Annotated in this window: 7 protein-coding genes; 6 read left to right on the plus strand and 1 reads right to left on the minus strand. The window is 76.5% G+C overall.

Annotated elements, in window-relative coordinates; genetic code table 11:
* Positions 1 to 311: 311 nt before the first annotated feature.
* Genes RMN57_RS03660 through RMN57_RS03685 form a run of 6 tightly spaced genes read left to right on the plus strand, consistent with a single transcriptional unit; the run spans position 312 to position 15,668 of the window.
* Positions 312 to 7,307 (plus strand): SDR family oxidoreductase, encoded by a 6,996-nt coding sequence (locus RMN57_RS03660; RefSeq protein WP_313761898.1) that lies wholly within the window; start codon positions 312 to 314, stop codon positions 7,305 to 7,307.
* A gap of 5 nt (positions 7,308 to 7,312) precedes the next feature.
* On the plus strand, positions 7,313 to 12,100 hold the full coding sequence (locus RMN57_RS03665; protein WP_313761899.1) for a polyketide synthase: 4,788 nt from the start codon (positions 7,313 to 7,315) through the stop codon (positions 12,098 to 12,100).
* Entirely contained in the window at positions 12,097 to 12,411 is a 315-nt protein-coding gene (locus RMN57_RS03670) for an acyl carrier protein (RefSeq protein ID WP_380234939.1), read from the plus strand. The genes RMN57_RS03665 and RMN57_RS03670 overlap by 4 nt, the downstream gene beginning before the upstream one ends.
* A gap of 1 nt (position 12,412) precedes the next feature.
* The gene (locus tag RMN57_RS03675; protein ID WP_313761900.1) at positions 12,413 to 13,345 is read left to right on the plus strand and encodes an alpha/beta fold hydrolase; all 933 of its coding nucleotides are present in this window, start codon (positions 12,413 to 12,415) and stop codon (positions 13,343 to 13,345) included.
* Positions 13,342 to 14,568 carry a glycosyltransferase gene (locus RMN57_RS03680; protein ID WP_313761901.1) on the plus strand — a complete coding sequence of 409 codons (1,227 nt, stop codon included), beginning with the start codon at positions 13,342 to 13,344 and terminating at the stop codon, positions 14,566 to 14,568. Before RMN57_RS03675 ends, RMN57_RS03680 begins: the two co-directional genes overlap by 4 nt.
* Positions 14,565 to 15,668 carry a class I SAM-dependent methyltransferase gene (locus RMN57_RS03685; RefSeq protein ID WP_313761902.1) on the plus strand — a complete coding sequence of 368 codons (1,104 nt, stop codon included), beginning with the start codon at positions 14,565 to 14,567 and terminating at the stop codon, positions 15,666 to 15,668. Before RMN57_RS03680 ends, RMN57_RS03685 begins: the two co-directional genes overlap by 4 nt.
* 122 nt (positions 15,669 to 15,790) lie before the next feature.
* Here RMN57_RS03685 and RMN57_RS03690 read toward each other — a convergent pair whose 3' ends face one another.
* Entirely contained in the window at positions 15,791 to 16,327 is a 537-nt protein-coding gene (locus RMN57_RS03690; protein WP_313761903.1) for a hypothetical protein, read from the minus strand.
* Between the last annotated feature and the right edge of the window lie 178 nt (positions 16,328 to 16,505).

Genomic DNA, 16,505 nt, shown 5'->3' on the forward strand with positions numbered 1-16,505 from the left:
CGCCGAACTCCGCGGTCTCCGGCGCCGGCCCGAAGAGACCCCGCGACCCGGCACACCCCGCCGTCGGTCCGCCCGGGGAACGGCGCAGGTGGCCGCGGTGCGAACCGGAGGATGCCGGTCTGTCGCGCGTTGCACATGTGCCGCATGCTTGACATGTACACGATGTTCGGCTTTAACCTGTTAGGCCTTACCGGTGGGTAGCATCCCCCGAGCCCGGACGTCCCATTCAGGAAAATCGCGCCATCGCGCCCCGACAGCGGGCGCGCCATGTCCTTGGCCGGCCCCTGCACCGTGACTGTTACGGAGAATCCATGAGGCCCACTGTCCCCTCGGCCGATCTGGTCATTGGGATCACCCCGTTCCAAGAGCCGGACGCCGGCCTCGCCGAGGCCGTGTGCCGAGCCGGCGCCTTGGGAGTGCTGGACTTGGGAACCGGCGATCGGCGGGCGCGCGAGGAGCTCGCCGCGCTGCGCGAGCGGGCCCCGGGCCGGTTCGGGGTCCGGGTGGGTGACGGCTGCCGGCTCGGGCCGGACGACCTGGGCTCGCCGGAGCACTCCGGCGTGGACACCGTGGTGGTGGATTCCGAGGCCGGCGGCTGGGACGTCGGGCGGCTCGCCGACGGCTACCGGGTGCTGGTCGAGGTGACGGACCTTCCGGCGGCCCTGGCGGCGGTGCGATCCGGCGCCCACGGACTGGTCGTCCGCGGCTGCGAAAGCGGCGGCCGGGTGGGCGACCTGAGCACCTTCGTCCTGCTGCAGCAGGTGCTGGCGGCCCCCGGGATCGACCTGCCGGTCTGGGCCTGCGGCGGCATCGGACCGCGCACCGCCACCGCCGCGGTGGCGGGCGGAGCGGCGGGTGTGGTCCTCGACAGCCAGCTGGCCCTGCTCGCGGAGTCCGCGATCTCCGACGAGGCCGCGGCCGTGGTGCGCGGCATGGACGGCTCCGAGACCGGCGTGGTCGACGGCCGCAGAGTGCTGCGACGCAGCCGAAGAGGCGAACCGGCCCACCCGTCCATGATCCTGGCGATCGGTCAGGACGGGTTCCTGGCCGAGCGGTTCGCCGCCCGGTGGAAGACGGCGGCCGCGGCGGTGCGCGCGGTACGGGACGGCGTGCTGGCGGGGCTCCGGTCGGTGGCGCCCGAGGGAGCGGCCGCGTCCCTGCTCGGACCGCGGGCACCGCTGAGCCGGGCGCTCGGCACCGCGCTGCCGGTGGCACAGGGGCCGATGACCAGGGTCAGCGACCAGCCCGCCTTCGCCGCGGCGGTCGCCGAGGCCGGGGCGCTCCCCTTCGTGGCCCTCGCACTGACCGACGCCGGGGGCACCCGCGACCTGCTCGCCCGCACCGGCGCCGCGGCCGGTGAACTCCCCTGGGGCGTCGGCGTCCTGGGCTTCGCGCCGGAGGAACTGCGCAACGCCCAGTTGGCCGAGGTGCTGGCCGCCCGCCCCGATCACGCCCTGATCGCCGGCGGCCGCCCCTCCCAGGCGCGGGTGCTGGAGGAGGCGGGGATCCGCACCTTCCTGCACGTCCCCTCCCCGGGGCTGCTGCGGCAGTTCCTGGAGGCCGGGGCGCGCAGATTCGTCTTCGAGGGCTCCGAGTGCGGCGGACACGTCGGCCCTCAGCACAGCTTCCCGCTGTGGGAGGCGCAGTCGGCGGTCCTGGAGGACTTCCTCGACGCGGTGGAACGACAGCCGCAGGCCGAAGGACAGCCACCGACCGAGGGACAACCACTGGTCGAGGTGCTGTTCGCCGGGGGCGTGCACGACGAGCGGTCGGCCGCGATGGTGGCCGCGATGGCCGCACCGCTCGCGGACCGCGGGGTGGCGGCGGGGCTGCTGATGGGCACGGCCTACCTGTTCACGCAGGAGGCGGTGGCGCTCGGCGCGGTCCAGCCGCAGTTCCAGCGACAGGTGGTGGCCGCCGAGGGGACGGAACTGCTGCAGACCGCACCGGGCCACGCCACCCGCTGCGTCCCCAGCCCCTTCACCCGCGAGTTCGTGGCGACCCGCGACCGGCTGCGGGCCGAGGGCCTGCCCGACCGCGAGGCGTGGGAGCAGCTGGAGCAGCTGAACGTCGGACGGCTGCGGGTCGCCAGCAAGGGCGTCGACCGTGCCCCGGAGGGGCTGGTCGCCGTCGGCGCGCAGGAGCAACTGGACCGCGGGATGTTCATGGCCGGGCAGGTCGCGGTCCTGCGCTCGGCCACCACGACGCTCGGCGACCTGCACGCCGCCGTCACGACGCGCGCGGCCGCCTTCCTGTCCACCGCGGCCACCGAGGCGCTGGAGCGCCTGGAGGGCGCAGTGGCGTGCGCGCCCGAGCCGGCGCCGCTGGAGATCGCGGTGATCGGCATGTCGGGCATGTTCCCGCAGGCCCCCGACCTGCCCGCGTTCTGGGCGAACGTGGTGGCCGGGGTGGACGCCGTCACCGAGGTCCCCGTCGAGCGCTGGGACCCGGCGGTCTACCACGCGCAGGACGGCGGGAGCGGTACGACGCCCTCCAAGTGGGGCGGCTTCCTGCCCCGGATCCCCTTCGACCCGCTGGCCTACGGCATCCCGCCCTCCGCGCTGGGCAGCATCGAGCCCGTCCAGCTGCTGGCGCTGGAGGCCGCACGCCGGGCCCTGGTCGACGCGGGCTACGACAGCGGGGTCGGTGACGGCGGGCGGGCCTTCGACCGGTCGCGGGCCGGCGTGGTGTTCGGCGCCGAGGCGGGCAGCGACCTGTCGAACGCCGGTGTGCTCGGCGCGGTCCTGCCGTCCTACCTGGGCCGCGTGCCCGAGCCGATCGCGCGGCAACTGCCGGTCCTGACCGAGGACTCCTTCCCCGGCATGCTGGCCAACGTCATCTCCGGGCGGATCGCCAACCGGCTCGACCTGGGCGGCGGCAACTTCACCGTGGACGCGGCGTGCGCCTCCTCGCTGGCGGCGCTGGACGTCGCGTGCCGGGAGCTGGTCACCGGCACCACCGACCTGGCGCTGTGCGGTGGCGCGGACCTGCACAACGGCATCAACGACTACCTCCTGTTCGCCTCGGTGCACGCGCTCTCCCCCACCGGCCGCTCCCGGCCCTTCGACGCGTCGGCCGACGGCATCGCGCTGGGCGAGGGCGTGGGCTGCGTCGTCCTCAAGCGGCTGGCGGACGCCGAGCGGGACGGCGACCGGGTCTACGCGGTCATCCAGGGGATCGGCAGCGCGAGCGACGGCCGCTCGCTCGGACTGACGGCACCGCGGCCCGAGGGGCAGCGCGCGGCACTGGAACGGGCCTACCGCACGGCCGGGATCGGGCCGGAGCAGGTGGGCCTGGTGGAGGCGCACGGCACCGGCACGGTGGTCGGCGACCGCACCGAACTGGCCACCCTGGAGGCGGTGTTCACCGAAGCCGGAGCCGCACCGGGCAGCTGCGTGCTGGGCTCGGTCAAGTCGCAGATCGGGCACACCAAGTGCGCGGCCGGCCTGGCCGGCCTGATCAAGGCGGCGCTGGCGCTGCACACCGGCGTCAAGCCCCCGACCCTGCACCTGCGGCAGCCCAACGCGGCCTGGCAGGACGACAGCCCCTTCGTGTTCCACGCCGAGGCCCGGCCCTGGGCGAGCCCCCCGGCCGAACGGGTCGCCGGTGTCAGCGCGTTCGGCTTCGGCGGCACCAACTTCCACACCGTGCTGCGCGGTTACGCCGGCCCGACGCCGGCCCACGGCCTGCAGGAGTGGCCGGCGGAGCTGTTCACCTTCCGCGGCGGCGACCGGGCCCAGGCGCTGCGCGGGGCGACCGAACTGCTGCGGCTCGCCCGGGCCGACGGCTCCCCGTGGCGGCTGCGCGACCTCGCGCTGGCCGCGTCCCGGCGCGCGGAGGCGGGGCACGGGCCGGTGCAGGCCGCGATCGTGGCCTCCAGCGTCGCGGAACTGGTCGACCTGCTGGGCCGGGCGACGGCGGGGGAGCACGCGCCGGGCGCCGGGCTGCACCTGGCCGACCCGGACGGCACCCCGGGCGGCGAGGTCGCGTTCCTCTTCCCCGGGCAGGGCAGCCAGAAGCCGGGCATGTTCGCCGAACTCTTCACCGCCTTCCCGCAGTTGCAGCGTCAGCTGCGCCTCGGACGGGCGTACGCCGATCTGCTGTACCCCCCGGCCGCCTTCACCCCGGAGGCCCGCGAGGGACAGCGCGCCGCGGTGACCGACACCCGGGTCGCACAGCCGGTCCTGGGCATGACGGGCCTCGCGGCCCACGAACTGCTGGCCCTGGCCGGTGTCCGTCCCGACCTGGCCGGCGGCCACAGCTACGGCGAACTGGTCGCGCTGTGCGCAGCCGGGGCGCTCGCCGCCGAGGACCTCCCGGCGATCGGCGCCGAGCGGGCCCGCTGCATCCTGGACGAGGTCGGCGAGGGGGCGGACCCCGGGGCGATGGCCGCCGTGACCGCCGACGCCCGGTCCGTCGAGCAGGTGTTGACGACGGCGGGGCTGGCCGGACGCGTGGTGGCGGCCAACCACAACGCGCCGCAGCAGACGGTCGTCTCCGGCGCGACCGACGACGTGGCCGCGGCCGCTGCGCTGCTGCGCGAGGCGGGGTACGGGGTCAAGCGGCTGCCGGTCGCCTGCGCCTTCCACAGCCCGCTGGTCGCCGGCGCCGGCGCGCGCTTCGCCGCGGTGCTGGCGGAGCGCACCGTGCGGGCCCCGGAGTTCCCGGTCTGGTCGAACCGGACGGCGGCGGCCTACCCGGCGGACCCGGCGGCCGTCCGCGCCGGGCTCGCCGCCCAGATCGGCGCGCCCGTGCGATTCGTGGAGCAGATCGAGGCCATGTACCGGGCCGGGGCCCGGGTGTTCGTCGAGGCCGGCCCCGGCGCGGTGCTCACCCGCCTGGTGTCGGACGTCCTGGGGGACCGGCCGCACCGGGCGATCCCGCTCGAACGGCGGCGCGGCGGGGTGGCCGGATACCTCGACGCGCTGGCGGAGCTGGCGGTCGCGGGCGTGCCGGTCCGCACCGGCCGCCTGCTGCGCGGCCGCGACGCGCTGGAGGCCGGCCGGGCCGAACCCCCGCGCCGCCCCGGCTGGGTGGTGGACGGCCACCTGGTGCGCACCGCCGCAGGAGACCTTCTACCCGGCGCACTCGCGCCGGCCCGACGCGTACCGGAGACCTTGATGACGGCCCAGCAGCCCGACCCGCCCACCGGATCGGCCGAGAGCGGCGACGCTCTGATCGCGGACTTCCTGCGCACCAGCCGGGAGCTGATCGCGGCCCAGCGTGACGTCCTCATGACCTACCTCGGGGCCGGTCCCGGCGCCCCGGCCGCGCCGCAACCGCTGCCGGCGCCGTCCGTCGCCGACGCCGCTGCCGTCGCCCAGCTGCCGACGCCGGCTCCGGCCCTGGCCCCGGCCCCGGCTCCGGTCCCGGCTCCCGCCTCCGCTGCGGCGCAGGTGGCCGCGGGTGGGGTGGACGAGGTGCTGCAGGTGGTGGTCGAGGTGATCGGCGAGCGCACGGGCTATCCGGCGGACATGATCGAACCCGAGCTGGACCTCGAAGCGGATCTGAGCATCGATTCGATCAAGCGGACGGAGATCGTGGGCCTGCTGGCCCGCCGGCTCGGCGGCGGTTCGGGCGGTGCGGGCGGGGTGCCGGAGCTGACCGACGCGCAGGTCGAGGAGCTGACCCGGGCCCGCACGGCCCTCGCCATCGCCCGCTGGCTCACCGCCCGTGCCGAACCGGGCTCCCCCACCGGTCCGGCCGACCCGGCCGACCCCGGCGCCCACGCCGACCCGGCCCACCCGGGCGCCCACGCCGATCCGGCCGCACCGCAGACGCCCGCCGGACACTCCGCCGGCACGCCGACCCCCGCCGGGCACGAACCGGCGCGACTGTGCTTCACCACCACCGCGCTGCCCGCCCCCGCGGCTGCATCCGAGGCCGCCCTGGCCGGCAAGCGCTTCGCCCTGCTGGGGGACGACGCCCACGGCGCCGCCGACGCCCTCACCGCCCGGCTCGGCACGCTCGGCGCGAGCGTGCTCCCCCGCGCGGCGACGCACGAACTGTCCACGGCGGACGGCCCTGTGGACGGCGTACTGCTCCTGGACCCGCTCCGGGCCGACGGGGCCCCGGTGCTGCCCGGTGCCGTGCCCGTGCTGCGGGCCGCCCTGGCGGGCGACCCGCGCTGGCTGCTGGTCGCCCGACCGGCCACCGCACCCGGCAGCCCCGACCCCGACCGGGAGGCCGAGGGGCGGGGCGACGGACTGCGCGGACTCTTCCGCAGCCTGGCCCGCGAGTACCCGCACACCGCCGTGCGACTCGTCGAGATCGAGGACCCCGCCCGGCAGGCCCCGGACGCGCTGGTCGGAGAGCTGCTGGCGGAGGACCGCGAGCCGGTGGTGCTGCACGGTCCGGCCGGACGCCGGGGCATCACGCTGGCGGAGGCGGGTCTGGGCGCGGTGGCCGGCCGGGGCGCCGGGCCGGCCGGCGACGGCGTGGCGGAGGCCGCCGCCCTGGGCCTGGACCGCGACGCCGTGGTGCTGCTCGTCGGCGGGGCCCGCGGCATCACCGCGCGGTTCGCCGCCGCCCTCGCCGCCGCCTCCCGCTGCCGGCTGGAACTGCTGGGCCGCACGGCCGCGCCCGACGGCCCGGAGGATCCGGCGACCGCCGGCGCCCGCGACCGGGCGGAGCTGCGCAGCGTCCTCGCCCGCCAGGGCGTCCCGCTGTCCCGGATCGACGCCACGGCCTCCCGCCTGCTGGCCGGCCGAGAGGTCGCGGCCACGCTCGGGGAGCTGGCGGACCTGGGCTCCACCGCGGCCTACCGGAGCGCCGACGCCGCCGACCCGGCCGCGCTGCGGCAGGCCGTCAAGGAGATCCACGCCGAGTACGGCCGGCTGGACGGCGTCGTCTACGCGGCCGGCGTGATCGAGGACCGGGTCTTCGCCGACAAGGACCTCGCGTCCTTCCAGCGGGTCTTCGCCACCAAGGCGGACGGCGCCGCCGCGCTGCTCGACGCGCTGGACGAGCTGCCGTCCGCACCCCGCTTCACCGTGCTCTTCGGCAGCATCGCCGCCGCTCTCGGCAACCGGGGCCAGAGCGACTACGCGGCCGCCAACGACGCGCTCGAACAGGCCGGGGCCCGCTGGGCGGAGCGCACCGGCCACCGGGCGCTGACCGTGCACTGGGGCCCCTGGGCGCCGACCGGCCGGCACGGCGGGATGGTCTCCCCCGAGCTCGCCCAGGACTACGACCGCCGCGGCGTACGCCTGATCGACCCGCAGGCGGGCACGCTGGCGCTGCTGCGGGAACTGGCCTGGGGCGAACCGGGCACCCGCGCCGTCGTCTACACCGCGTCCGGGTGGTGAGCCCGTTGACGGGCACCCGCGTGCCACCGGTGGCCGTGGTGGGGATGGCGGTGCTGCTGCCGGGCGCCCCCGACCTGGCCGCCTACTGGCGGAACCTGGTCGACGGCGTCGACGCGATCACCGACCTGCCCGAAGGGCGCTGGGACGCCGACTTCTACGCCCCCGGGGCCGTGGCGGGGCCGGCGGCGCCGGACCGGCTCTACTGCCGGCGCGGCGGCTTCGTGGACGGGCTGGCGCAGGTGCAGCCGACCCGGTTCGGGATCATGCCGGCCTCCGTCCCCGGCACCGAGCCGGACCAGCTGATCGCCCTGGAGGTCGCCGACGCGGCCCTCGCGGATGCCGGCGGCGGCGGCCGACTGCCCGACCGCGACCGGGTCGGAGTGGTCCTGGGCCGCGGCGGCTACCTGACCCCGGGCCTGGTCCGCCTGGACCAGCGGGTCCGCGGTGCGCACCAGCTGGTGCGCACCCTGGGCGAACTGCTGCCCGAACTGTCGGCCGGGCAACTGCGGCGCGTGCGCGAGGCGTTCACCGACCGGCTGGGCCCCGACCGCCCCGAGTCCGCGATCGGCCTGGTGCCCAATCTGGCCGCCTCCCGGGTGGCCAACCGGCTGGACCTGCGCGGCCCCGCCTACACCGTCGACGCCGCCTGCGCGTCCTCCCTGGTCGCCGTCGACCAGGCGGTCGGCGAGCTGGCGACCGGGCGCTGCGACGCGGTCCTGGCCGGCGGCGTGCACCACTGCCACGACGTCACGCTGTGGAGCGTGTTCACGCAGCTGCGCGCGCTCTCCCCGAGCCAGCGGACCCGCCCGTTCCACCGCGGCGCCGACGGCCTGCTGATCGGCGAGGGCACCGGCATGGTGGTCCTCAAACGGCTCGCCGACGCCGAGCGCGACGGCGACCGCGTGTACGCGGTGATCCGCGGCACCGGGGTGGCCAGCGACGGCCGCACCGCCGGGCTGACCAACCCCGACCCGGCCGGCCAGAGCCGTGCCGTCCGCGCGGCCTGGCGGGCGGCCGGCCTGGACCCGGCGGCGCCGGACGCACTCGGCCTGCTGGAGGCCCACGGCACCGCCACTCCGGCCGGCGACGCGGCCGAACTCGCCACCCTCGCCGAGGTGTTCGGCCCCGCCGCCGCAGCCGGGGAGCGGGCGGTGCTCGGCTCGGTCAAGTCGATGATCGGCCACACCATGCCCGCCGCCGGCATCGCCGGCCTGGTCAAGGCGGCGCTCGCGGTCCACCACGGGGTGCAGTTGCCGACCCTGCACTGCGACGACCCGCACCCCGCGCTGGCCGCCACCCGGTTCCGCACGATCGGCACCGCGCAGCCCTGGGAGACGCCCGGTGGGGGCCCGCGGCGTGCCGCGGTGAACGCCTTCGGCTTCGGCGGCATCAACGCCCATGTGGTCCTGGAGCAGGCCCCGGCCCTCCCCTGCCCCGTCGCGCTGCCCGTCGCCCTGCCCGTCGTACCCACCGCCGTGCCCACCACCGTGCCCCCCGCCGTGCCCGTCGTGGCGGGTGCGGTGCCGGCAGCCGGGCGGATCACCCCCCGGGCCACCACCGTGGTGACCGAGCCGGAGCGCGTGCTCCACCTGGCCGCCGACACCCCCGGGCAACTGGCCGAACTGCTGTCCGCGGGCGACGACGCCGTGCTGGCCGCCGGGCGGCCGGAGCCGAACGGCTCCGGTGGCCCTCCCGCTCCCCCGTGCCGGCTGGCGATCGCCGCCCCGACCGGGAAGCGGCTGGCCACGGCCCGGCGCGCCGTCGAGCGGGGCGGGCCCTGGCGCGGCCGCGGCGACATCTGGTTCACCCCCGCGCCGCTGCTGGGCCCCGCCTCCCCCGGCCCCGGCAAGGTGGCGTTCCTCTTCCCCGGCCTCGAAGGCGACTTCGCTCCCCGGGTGGACGAGGTCGCCGACCACTTCGGCCTGCCCCGCCCCGCCCTGGCCGGCGGCACCCGGACCGAGGACATCGGCCGGCACGGCGCGGGCGTCGTCACGGTGGGACGGCTCCTGGACACCGCCCTGCGCCGCATCGGCGTGCGCCCCGATGCCGCGGCCGGACACAGCGTCGGCGAGTGGACCGCCATGATCACCGCCGGCCTCTACTCCGGCACGCAGGTGGACGACTTCCTGGACTCCTTCGACCCCGACGCGCTGCACGTCCCCGGGCTCGCCTTCGCCGCGCTCGGCACCTCCGCCCACGACGTGCAGCAGACGCTCGCGGGCCTGGAAGGCATGGAGCAGGTCGTCCTGTCGCACGACAACGCCCCGCAGCAGTCGATCGTCTGCGGCCCCGGGGAGCCCGTCGCCGAACTCGTCCGCCGCTACCGCGCCCGTGGCGTGCTCGGCCAGGTGCTGCCCTTCCGGTCCGGCTTCCACACCCCCATGCTCGCCCCCTACCTGGCCCCGATCCGCCAGGCCGCCGAACGCTTCCGGCTGCACCGGCCGACCGTGCCGGTGTGGTCCGGGACCACGGCGTCGCCGTTCCCCGACACCGCGGCAGAGGTGCGCTCCCTGTTCCTGCGCCACCTGCTCGAACCGGTGCGCTTCCGGCCACTGGTCGAAGCCCTGTACGCGGCCGGGTTCCGCGCCTTCGTCCAGGTCGGCCCCGGCCAGTTGGGCTCCCTGGTGGGTGACACCCTGGGCCGGCGGGACCACCTGGTGATCGCCGCGAACTCGCCGCACCGCGACGGGCTCTCCCAGCTGCGCCGCCTCGCCGCCGCCCTGTGGGTCGAGGGCGCCGAACCCGACTCGGCCGCTCTGCGGCCCGCCCGGGCGCTGGCCGCGGACACCCGCCCCGCCCCTGCGGCACGCACGCACCCGTCCGTACCGCTGGACCTCGGCGGAGCTCTCGTCTCGCTGGGGCCCGCCGCCGTCGCCGCCCTGCGGGCCGAACTCGCCCCGGCACCGCCACCGGCGACCACCCCGGCCCGGCCGGCCGCCGTAGCAGCGAGTCCCGCATCGCCGGCCCGCGCCCCCGGGGACTCCCTGAACGCGCTGCTCGACACCCACCCGGTGGCGGCCGAACTCGGCGCCCTCCTGCGCGACACCGAACGGGCCGTCACCGAGCTGCTCGCCCACCGCCGGCCGGCCGCCGCGCCCCGGCGCCGGACCGCCCCGGCAGGACCCGTACCCGCTGCCCCGCCGCCGCGCCGGGAGCAACCCGCGCCGGCGCAGGCCGTCCCCGCCCGGCAGCAGCCGCACCAGAGCCACCGCCTGCGCATCTCGACCGACGCCATGCCCTACCTGCTCGACCACTGCTTCTACCGCCAGCGCCCGGGCTGGCCCGACGTGTCGGACCGCTGGCCGGTCGTCCCCGCCACCACGATCGTCCAGCACCTCACGGACGCCGCCGAGCTGGCCGGGCCGGGGCGGGTGGCGCGCGCGCTGCACGACCTGCGCTTCGGCCGGTGGGTACCGGCCGCGACCCCGCTCGACGTGGAGGTCACCCTGCGGGACGCCGGCCCCGGCCGGCTGGCCGCCGCCTTCGGCACCTACGCGACCGGAACCGTGGAGCTGGCGGACCGCCACCCGGCCCCGCCCGCCCCGTGGCCGGCCGAGCCGCCGGAGGGCACCCGCCGGGCACCGATGCCGGCCGCCCGGCTGTACGAGGAGCGGTGGATGTTCCACGGCCCCGCCTTCCAGGGCCTGACCGCCCTGACCGAGCTCGGCGGGAACCACGTACGCGGTGTGATCACCGCGCCCTCCGCGCCCGGTGCGCTGCTCGACAACGTCGGCCAGCTGCTCGGCTACTGGATCATGGCCACCCACACCGAGCGCAGCGTGGTCTTCCCCGTGGGCATCCGCCGGCTACGGCTGTACGGACCGCAGCCGCGCCCGGGCACCGACCTGGACTGCCGGATCCGCATCACCGGGATCACCCCCACCACCCTCGAAGCCGACGTCCAGCTCCTGGCCGGGGGCGAGGTGTGGGCGGAGATCGACGGCTGGCAGGACCGCCGCTTCGACAGCCACCCCGAGACCCGGCCCGTCGAACGCTTCGTCGAGCGCGCGACCCTCTCCGCCCCGCAGCCCGGCGGCTGGGTCCTGCTCCACGAGCGCTGGCCCGACCTCGCCTCCCGCGACCTGATCATGCGCAACCACCTGGGGGCGGCCGAGCGCGACCAGTACGACCGGCAGCCGCCGCGCGGCCGCCGGGCCTGGCTGCTCGGGCGGATCGCGGTCAAGGACGCGGTGCGGCGCCTGCTCTGGCAGGGCTCGCCCGACCGGCCCTTCCCCGCCGAGATCCAGGTGTTCAACGACCCCTCCGGCCGCCCGCGGGTGCGCGGCCTGCACGGCCGGCTGCTGCCGGACCTGGAGGTCACCCTCGCCCACCGCAGCGAGATCGCGGTCGCCCTCGCACGCCCGGCCGGAAGCGCCGGAGCTCCGGGCCCCGGGATCGACGTGGAGGAGGTCGCCGAGCGCCCGGTCGAGACCCTTCCCGTCGCGCTTCTCCCGCGGGAGATCGAGTTGTTGACGGCATGCCAGGCCATGGACGGCGCCTCCCGGGAGGTGTGGTTCACCCGGTTCTGGGCCGCCAAGGAGGCGGTCGCCAAGGCCGAGGGCACCGGGCTCCGCGGTCGGCCGCACGACTTCACCGTGGTCACCGCCGGCCCCGACTCCCTGCGGGTCGCCGTCACCACCCTGGACGGGCTCCGCACCCACCACGTGCGCTGCACCCTGGTCGGCAGCCCGCCCGGCCTGCCGCGGCGCGACCACGTCGTGGCCTGGACCACCGACGACACCAACGACCAGGACCACCCCGACCACCACGACCCCGAAGGACGGACGGCGTGACCACCAGCGAGCACCTCTCCCCCACCGGCCCCGAGATCCTCACCGAGATCACCGGGATGCTGGCCGCCGTGCTCGACGAGTACGGCCTCGAAGGCGCCGAGGTCACCATGGAGACCCGGTTCACCGAGGACCTCGGCCTGGAGAGCATCGACCTGGTCACCCTCGCCGGGATGCTGCGCGAGCGCTGGGGCGACCGGATCAACTTCGCCGAGTTCATCGCCGACATGGAGCTGGACGAGATCATCGGCCTGACCGTGGGCCGGCTCGTCACCCATGTCGAGGACCGGCTGCACCGCGCGGACCGGCCCTGACATGGCCTTCATCGACCTGGACGGGCTGCGCTGCCACGTGCAGCGGCTGGGCCCGCAGGACGGCGGTCCGCCGGCGGCCACCGTCGTCCTGCTGCACGGGCTGCTCACGGACAGCCTCGCCAGCTTCTACTTCACCCTGGCGCCCACCCTCGCGTCGGCCGGCCTCGACGTGCTGATGTACGACCACCGCGGCCACGGTCGCAGCGCCCGGCCGGTCACCGGCTACCGGCTGGAGCACTTCACCGACGACCTGGAGATCCTGCTGGAGCGGCTGGAGGTGCCCGGCCCCGTGCACCTGGTCGGCAACTCCTTCGGCGGCACGGTGGCGTTCGCCCTCGCCGCCCGCCGCCCCGAGCTGGTCGCCGGCATCCTGGCCATCGAGTCGGAGCCGGCCTCCGCGGCGTGGGCGACCAAGCTGGACGGCATCCTGACGGACGCCGAGCGGAAGCTGGGCCGGGAGACGGTGCTGCGGTGGATCGCCCGGCGCCGCGGCTCCCACACCGCCCGCCTCGCCCGCGCGGCCGGCACCCTGCTGGCCGGAACGAGCCTGGCCAGTGACATCCCGGCGAGCCGGCTGCCCGCCGATGCCGAACTGCGCGCCGTCACCTGCCCGGTGCTGGCCGTCTACGGCGCGCAGTCGGACCTGGCCGAGCAGGCGGTCCGGCTCGAACGACTGCTGCCGCGCTGCCGGAGCGTCACCGTCCCGGATCAGGAGCACTCCGTCCTGGTGGAGACCCCCGACCGGGTCCGCGCACTCACGCTCGCCTTCCTGGCCGAGCACGGCGTCGAGCTGCGCCACCCGTCGGCGGAGCCGAGCGCGCAGCCGTCAGCGAAGCCGCCAGCGGAGCCGGCGGCCGAACCGACCGCGCACCCGTCGGCCGGGCCGCCCGCGCAACCGACCGGCCTCCGGGTCGTCGAGGGGAGCACCTGGTGAGCCGGTTCCTGTTCGTCGTCCCGCCCCTGGTCGGACACGTCAACCCGGCCGTGGGCGTCGCGGCCGAACTGGCCGCCCGCGGCCACCGGACCGCCTGGGCCGCCCTTCCCGAAGCGATCGCCCCCCTGGCCGGACCGGACGCCGAGATCCACCCCTGCGCCGTCCTCCCCCCGACGGACCGCGCCCCGGCTCCCGGCCCGCTCGAACAGGCCTACCGGCGCCCGCCGGACCTGCGCGGCACCGCCGCACTGAAGTACCTGTGGGAGGGCTTCCTCGTCCCCCTCGCCGACGCGATGGCCCCCGGCATCGAGGCCGCGATCGCCCGGTTCCGCCCCGACGTCCTCGTGGTGGACCAGCAGGCCGTCGCCGGCGCCCTGGTCGCGGAGCGCCACGGCCTGCCCTGGGCCACCTCCGCGACCACCTCCGCCGAGTTCACCGGCGCCCTGGCGGGCCTGCCGCTGGTCGAGGCCTGGATCCGCGGGCTCCTCGACGGACTGCGCGGGCGCATCGGCGACCCGGGCCGGACCACCGACCCTCGCTTCTCCCCGCACCTCGTACTCGCCTTCACCACACCGGAGCTGACCGGACCGACCACCCCCGGCCGACCGATCGGCTTCGTCGGCCCGGCCATCGCGCCGCGCCCCACCGAACCGACCTTCCCCTGGGAATGGCTGGACCCCGGTCGCGCCACCGCCCTGGTCACCCTCGGCACGGCCAACACCGACACCGGCACGGCGTTCCTGACGGCCTGCCACCGAGCCGTGCGGGAGCGCTCCCACCGCCTGCAGGCGGTGATCGCCGATCCCGGCCACGCCCTCGGCTCCCCGCCCCCCGACGCCGACGTCCTGGTCCTGCCCGCCGTCCCGCAGCTGCGGCTGCTGGGACACCTCGACGCGGTGGTCTGCCACGCCGGCCACAACACGGTCTGCGAGTCGCTGTGGCACGGCGTCCCCCTGGTCGTCGCCCCGATCCGGGACGACCAGCCGGTGGTGGCCGGACAGGTGGCGGCGGCCGGCGCCGGCGTCCGGGTGCGGTTCGGCCGCACCGACGCCACCCGCCTGGGCCAGGCCCTCGACGAGGTCGTCGACAACGCCGCCCACCGCGCGGCCGCCCGGCGCATCGGCGACTCCTTCCGGGCCGCCGGCGGAGCGTCCGCCGCCGCGGCCCACCTCGAACAGCTGGCCCGCCCCCGGCCCGAACCCGCGGAGGAACCGTCCCAATGACCACGGCAGACCCGAGTCCGGCTCCGGCCGGCACAGCAGCAGCGCGTTCCACCGATCGCGTCGCCGCCCTGCGCCCCGCCTACCGGGCCGACCTGGCCGACGGCACCGACCGCTTCTTCCACCCGCGCCGCACCGACTGCCCCTGGTGCAGCTCCACGGCACTGCGCCCCCGCCTGCACACCACCGACCTGCTGCAGCACAAGCCCGGCCGCTTCACGCTCGACACCTGCGAGGGCTGCGGGCACACCTTCCAGAACCCCCGACTGAACGACGAGGGGCTGGAGTTCTACTACCGCGACTTCTACGACGGCCTGGGCGAGCAACGCCTGGGGAAGACCTTCGCGGGCCGTGCCACGGTCCACCGGAACCAGGCCCGCTCGGTGCTCCCGCACAGCCCGGCGCCCCGGACCTGGCTGGACGTCGGCACCGGGCACGGCCACTTCTGCGCCACCGCCCGCGAGGTCTTCCCCGGCGCCGCGTTCGACGGGGTGGACCTCAGCCAGGGCGTCGAACTGGCCGAGCGGGCCGGCCGGTTGCGGCGCGGCCTGCGCGGCCTGTTCCCCGAGCTCGCGCCCGGACTGGCCGGACAGTACGACGTGGTGAGCATGCTCCACTACCTGGAACACACCACGGACCCGGCCCGGGAACTGGCCTCGGCCCGCCAGGTGCTGCGCCCCGGGGGCCTGCTGCTCGTCGAAGTCCCCGACCCCCGAAGCCGCTTCGCGCGCCTGCTCGGGCGGTGGTGGCTGCCGTGGCTGCAGCCGCAGCACCTGCACCTGGCCCCCGCCGCCAACCTGCGCCACCGTCTGGAGGCCCTGGGCTTCGCCGTGGTGGCGGAGCAGCACGGCGAGGCGCACGACCCGATCGACCTGCTGGCCGCCGGCTGGCTGCTGCTGGACCACCTCGCCCCGCGCGAGGACGCGCCCTGGCACCCCGACGGGCCGCCCGGACCCCTGCGGCGGACCCTGCGCCCGGCACTGCTCCTGGCCGGCGCCCCGCTCCTGATCGTCGCGATGCTGCTCGACCGCCTCCTGGCCCCGATCGCCGGCCGCACCGGCCACTCCAACGCTTACCGCCTCCTCGCCCGCCGCACCCCGTGAGGCGGGCCGCCGCACCCCGGCAAGGCGCGGCCCGGCATCGGCCGCGCGACCGACCTGCGCCAACGAACCCGGGACTGCCGAACCGAAGGCGACGCCGGGGAACGGTCGGACGCCCTGGCCCGCTACACGCGCGGTGCGCCCAGGGCGGCGATGAAGGGTTCACGGACATCAGGGTCGCAGTGAGCCTGCTCCAGAAGCCGCTTGTCCGCGTCGGGGTCGGTACCGGCGGCATGGTCGGCTCCCGGCCCACAGACGACGGGCATCGAGCCGACTCCGTCCCAGCCCGGGCCGGAGGGAAACGTCACGTCGATGACGACTCGGTTCCCGTTCAGCTCGATGGTCAGGTACCGGTGCACGTCCCACAGGCCGTCCTCGGGCACCGCGGCGGCGGCGGTCGGTCCGAAGCTGCGGGCGGCACCGTCGGGCGTGCACCGGTAGACGCGATGGACCAGCTGCGGTTCCGTGTCCGGCCAGTGTTCCGCCAGAACGGCCGCCAGCAGCTCATGCTTCGTCGAGCACGTGCCTCGCCACTCGGCAAGCGCCCCTTGAGCGCTCCGCTCCGCGGGACGCCCGTACGGCATCGAGCGCACCGCCTCCACGACCTCCACCAGGGAGGCGCTCTCCGACAGACCCGCCCGCGCCATCAGCGATTTCAACATGATCTCAGTATCGCCCCACCACAGGACCACCCTCGGGCCGCCCCGAGCGAGCCACTCATTCGAGACGCCGAGCACGGCGCGTCACGTCGTTGGTGCTCGGCTCCGAAACGACCGCTCGGGGCACGCCCAACGCACGGTGGAACATCGCGGATCGGTCGGTACGGGCCCGGCCCGTACC

Origin of the sequence: Kitasatospora sp. CM 4170 (genome assembly GCF_032110285.1) — a bacterium.
Classification (GTDB): Bacteria; Actinomycetota; Actinomycetes; order Streptomycetales; family Streptomycetaceae; genus Kitasatospora; species Kitasatospora aburaviensis.